The sequence below is a fragment of the Kitasatospora sp. MBT66 genome, from assembly GCF_000710405.2.
GTDB classification, from domain to species: domain Bacteria; phylum Actinomycetota; class Actinomycetes; order Streptomycetales; family Streptomycetaceae; genus Kitasatospora; species Kitasatospora purpeofusca.
In genome coordinates, this window is record NZ_JAIY01000003.1 from 255,581 (window position 1) to 259,911 (window position 4,331).

Below are 4,331 nucleotides of genomic sequence, written 5' to 3' on the forward strand. Positions count from 1 at the left end.
CCCGCCCGCCGAGCGGCCGACAAGCGAGCCCCCGCCCGCCGGGCCCCCGACCGGTTCGGACACCGCCGCCCCCGACACCCCCGACCGCCCCGAGACCCCTCCGAGCCCCAAGGGAGGGGAGTCACGATGATCGTCACCACCGCCACCGCCTCGGCCACCGTCCTCCTCGGCCCGAACGGCGAACGCGTCCGCGTCCGCTGCCTGGCGCGCCGGTCCATGCTCACCAGCGCCTGCGAGACCTTCGACCACCTGCGGCTCGGCCCCGGCGTGCACCACGCGCTGCCGGGACGGTCCGACGGCGAGACCGTCCTGTTCGTGCTGCGCGGCTCGCTGCTCGTCGGCCGGACCGCCGACGAGCCGGACCACCTGGCCGTCGACGGAGACCTGCTGCTGGCGACCCGGGGCTGCCCGCTGCGGCTGGAGGCCGGCCCGCTCGGCGCCGAGGTGCTCTGCCTCGCGCTGGACGCGCCGCGCCGCACCGCCGCGACCAGGAACTCCCTGGCCCGGCGCCGGGCCGACCGCCGCAGCCGGCCATGACCGCTCCCACCGCCCACCCGCCGTCCGACCACCTCGTTCCCCGGCCCCCGCCCCCCGGCGGGGGCCGGGGAACGAGGTGCCCGCGCACCCGTCCTGGGACCGGAACAGGACGGCAGGCCCATGTGCCCGGGGCGGGCCGCCGACCAGAGTGGAGGGCGGAGCGGTCGATCGGTCGGACCGTTCGAGGAGCAAGAAGTCTGGAGCACCACTCATGGCAACGAACACGAGAACGAGGACGTTCGGCGTCGCGTCCGTAGTCGTCGGCATCGCCACCGCCACCGTGGTCATCAGGAGCGCCGTCGGCGCGCCGGCCAGGACGGCGCCCGCCGCCGGGACCACGACCACCGAACGCCGCTGCAAGCCCGGCGAGAAGGACTGCAGGAACTGACCCCGTCCGAACCCTCGGACCCGGCACCGCCCCCGCCGCCCGTGCCCCCCGTGCCTCACCGCGCGGGGGGGCACGGGCGCGTCCGCGGGGCGAGGCCCGCGGGCGCGTTCAGGCGCCGGGGCGGGGGCTGCGGGAGGGGTGGCGGGGGAGGACGGCGAGCACCCGGGTGCCGTTGGTGGCGAGGCGGCCGACGGTGCAGCGGCCGCCGATCTCGGCCGCGCGGTCCGACATCGACCGCAGCCCGACCCCGTCGGCCGGTTCGGCGTCGGCGGGGCCCGGGTCGACGGCGCCGAGGTACTCGTCGGGTCCCAGCGGATCGCCGAGGCCGATCCCGTCGTCCTGGACGGTCAGGACGAGGTGCGCCTCGTCCACCCGCAGCGCCACCTCGGCGTGCCGGGCGCGGGCGTGGCGGAGCACGTTGTTCAGCGCCTCGGCGGTGATCCGGTACGCGGCGACCTCCACGGCGGCCGGCAGTTCCGGCAGCGGGTCCGGTCGCAGCGCGGTGGTGACGACAAGTCCGTCGCTGCTGAAGGTGGCCGCGAGGTGCTCGACGGCCCGGGTGAGGCCGAACTCGCCGAGCGGTGCGGGCCCGAGCCGGTCCGTGATCCGCCGCACCTCCTTGATCGTGAGCGCCAGGTCGCCGGAGATGCCCTCCAGTGTCGGGGCCAGCGCGTCCGTGCCTGTCCCGGAGACGGCGGCCGAGGCCGCGTTGTCGACCCGCAGCCGCAGGCCCGCCAGCGCCGGTCCGAGCCCGTCGTGGATGTCCCGGCGCAGCCACCGCCGCTCCTCCTCCCGCGCCGCGACGATCTGCTCCCGACTGGCCTGGAGGTCCTCCTGGAGCCGCAGCGAGGCGACGGCCGGCGAGGCCTGGTCCGCCAGCGAGCGCAGGATGTCGACGTCGCTGGGGTCGAGCCGTTCCTCGCCCGCCCGCAGTCCGACGGTCAACTCCCCGATGGTCGTGCCGTGGTGGACCAGCGCGAAGCCCTGGACCGGCCCGTCCAGCCGCCCCACCGCGGCCAGCGGGCGCCGCCCGGCCCGGGTGGTGACGGCCAACGCCACACCCGGCAGCCGCAGTTCCTCGGCGACGGTGCCGCAGAGCGCGGACGGCAGCCGCTCCGGGTCGACGACCTGCCGGACCTGCCCGGCCAGGGTGCGGAGCACCTGGTAGGGCTGGGCGCGTTCGCCGTAGTAGAGCCGGTCCACCAGGCCCACGGCCCGTCGGGCGGCCCGGGGCAGGCCCGCGCCCAGGGCGAGGAGCAGGGCGATCAGCAGCAGGGCGGCGCCGCCGCGGCCGGGCACCAGCCAGCCCGAGAGCACCGTCGCGCAGACCACGAACACCACGGTGAGCCCGGCGGCGAGCAGCAGCCCGCCGAGTACGGACCGGGCGGCCCGGTCCAGCCGCCACCCGCCGTCCCGGACCACCAGGAACGCCACCGCGACCGCCCACACCGCGCCCGCCGCCGTGAACAGCGAGTAGCTCAGCCAGTACTCGTACCGGAACCGCCGGGTGTAGTAGTCCTGCATGCCGGCCCAGAGCAGATAGGCGCCGAGCATGCCGGCCAGGTGGGCGCGGTGGCGGGGCGCGCTGCGGCGGAGCAGCCGGACCAGCAGTACGGCGGCCGCGATGCCGATCAGCAGGTGGTCGACCGGGTCGTAGAAGCGGTCGAGGTGGTCGGACACGGAGCCGAAGGCGTTCGCGAGGGCGCTGTCGGCGAGCGGGTTGGCGCGGCCGAACACCGTCGCGCGGTCCAGGAAGGACATCGCGTCCGGGAGCACCCAGAGGGCGACGGCGCCGATGTACCACCACCACCTGCGGGTGGTGAGCCGCCCGGCCGGCAGCCAGAGCGGCAGGACGTAGAACAGCGTCCCGCTGACCGTGTCGCACACCGCGCGCACCACGGCGGCCGCGCCGACGAGCCCGGGGTCGGAGACCTCCACCCAGACGGGCGCGGCGGCCGCGCTCGGCAGCATCGACGTCAGTGCGTAGACGAGCATCACCCAACCGAGTGGATTTCCCGGGCGGTGGGCGTGCAGCAGCATGCCCGCGGCGGCGGTGGGCAGCGCGTAGACCAGGATCGCGAGCTGGTCCCGGGGGGCCTCGACCCCGGGCGCGTCGAGGTGGACCAGCACGTAGCAGACCCAGAGCGCGGCGACCGCCAGGCAGAGCACGGTGAGCGCCGCGGCCCCGGTGAGCCGGAGCCGGGCGGGCGTCCGGCGCGGCGGGGCCCCGGCGGGCGAACGCGGCAGGGGCGGGAGAGGGGTCACCGTGGTCATGGCACCGCCTAGGGACGGTTGAGGGCGGGGTCTCCGCCGGGGCCGGTCGCCGGGTCGGGCGCGTTCCCACCAGTCTCGGCCGCCCGTCGTCCCGGGCGCATGGGGCAGCGGTCTCGTTCGGTCCGGAAGCGTCCGGCCGCCCGGCGCTCCGATCACGGAAAGTCACACCGGCATCGCTGGTAGTGTCGGCCATGTGGATGAAGAGCAGCCCGCCGAAGACCCCCTGGCCGGGGGACCGCGACCGGACGAGGAGCCGTCGGCCGCACCCGTGCGGGTCCTGATCGTCGACGACCACCCGCTGTTCCGGGAGGGGCTGCGGGCCGCCCTGGAGAGCGCCGAGGGGATCGTGGTCGTCGCCGAGGCCGAGCGCGTGGGCGACGTGCCGGAGGCGGTCGCCCGGCACCGTCCGGACATGGTCGTCATGGACCTCTCGCTGCCGGACGGCTCCGGGCTGGAGGCCACCCGCCGGCTCTCCGCCGACCGGCCGGCCCCGCCGGTGCTGATGCTCACCATGGCGGACGACGACGGGAGCCTGCTCGCCGCGCTCCAGGCGGGGGCCCGCGGCTACCTGGTGAAGGGCGCGGGCCGGGAGGAGGTGCTGCACGCGGTGCGGACGGTCGCGGCCGGTGGCGCGGTGTTCGGCGCGGACGTGGCCGAGCGGATCACCGCCCTGCTCGCCGGCGCGCGGGTGCGCGAGGCCGGGCAGCTCTTCCCGGCGCTCACCGCCCGCGAGGCGGAGGTCCTCGACCTGGTGGCCCGGGGGCTGGACAACCGCCGGATCGCCCGCGAGCTGGTGGTCGCGGAGAAGACGGTCCGCAACCACGTCACCCACATCTTCGAGAAGCTGCACGTCGCCACCCGGGCGGAGGCCGTGGCCCGGGCCAGGGACATGGGCCTCGGCGACAGCTGACCGCCGACGGCGGCCCCCGCCGGGCGCGGTCGGGACCGGGACCGGACCGCCGTCCCGCGCCCCCGGGACGCCAGGACGCCGAGGATGCGGGAGAGGAGGCTCTCATGAGCGAACCGGCCGCGACCTCGGCCACCACCGGGACCGGGCACAGCACCGCACCCACCGCGTCCGCCGCGTCCCACGGACCCGCGGCCCCGGCCGCAGCGGCCCGCCCACCGGCCC

At 76.9% G+C, this 4,331-nt stretch carries 4 protein-coding genes; 3 read left to right on the forward strand and 1 reads right to left on the reverse strand.

Features of this window, described 5'->3' with window-relative positions:
* Nucleotides 1–126: 126 nt before the first annotated feature.
* Nucleotides 127–537, forward strand: coding sequence for a hypothetical protein (locus BI06_RS03075; RefSeq protein ID WP_043464868.1), 411 nt, complete (start codon nucleotides 127–129; stop codon nucleotides 535–537).
* 211 nt (nucleotides 538–748) lie between these two features.
* Nucleotides 749–925, forward strand: coding sequence for a hypothetical protein (locus BI06_RS50245; RefSeq protein WP_158516373.1), 177 nt, complete (start codon nucleotides 749–751; stop codon nucleotides 923–925).
* Nucleotides 926–1,033: 108 nt separating this feature from the next.
* Here BI06_RS50245 and BI06_RS03080 read toward each other — a convergent pair whose 3' ends face one another.
* Nucleotides 1,034–3,199, reverse strand: a complete 2,166-nt coding sequence (locus BI06_RS03080; protein ID WP_051740168.1) for an ATP-binding protein — start codon at nucleotides 3,197–3,199, stop codon at nucleotides 1,034–1,036.
* 268 nt (nucleotides 3,200–3,467) lie between these two features.
* Here BI06_RS03080 and BI06_RS03085 point away from each other — a divergent pair, with 268 nt between their 5' ends.
* On the forward strand, nucleotides 3,468–4,109 hold the full coding sequence (locus BI06_RS03085) for a response regulator transcription factor (RefSeq protein WP_030391877.1): 642 nt from the start codon (nucleotides 3,468–3,470) through the stop codon (nucleotides 4,107–4,109).
* Nucleotides 4,110–4,331 lie beyond the last annotated feature (222 nt).

Excerpts from the sequence above, each read along its gene's own strand:
- BI06_RS50245 (WP_158516373.1), top strand. The coding sequence starts at position 749 with ATGGCAACGAACACGAGAACGAGGACGTTCGGCGTCGCGTCCGTAGTC.
- BI06_RS03080 (WP_051740168.1), bottom strand. The coding sequence starts at position 3,199 with ATGACCACGGTGACCCCTCTCCCGCCCCTGCCGCGTTCGCCCGCCGGG.
- BI06_RS03075 (WP_043464868.1), top strand. The coding sequence starts at position 127 with ATGATCGTCACCACCGCCACCGCCTCGGCCACCGTCCTCCTCGGCCCG.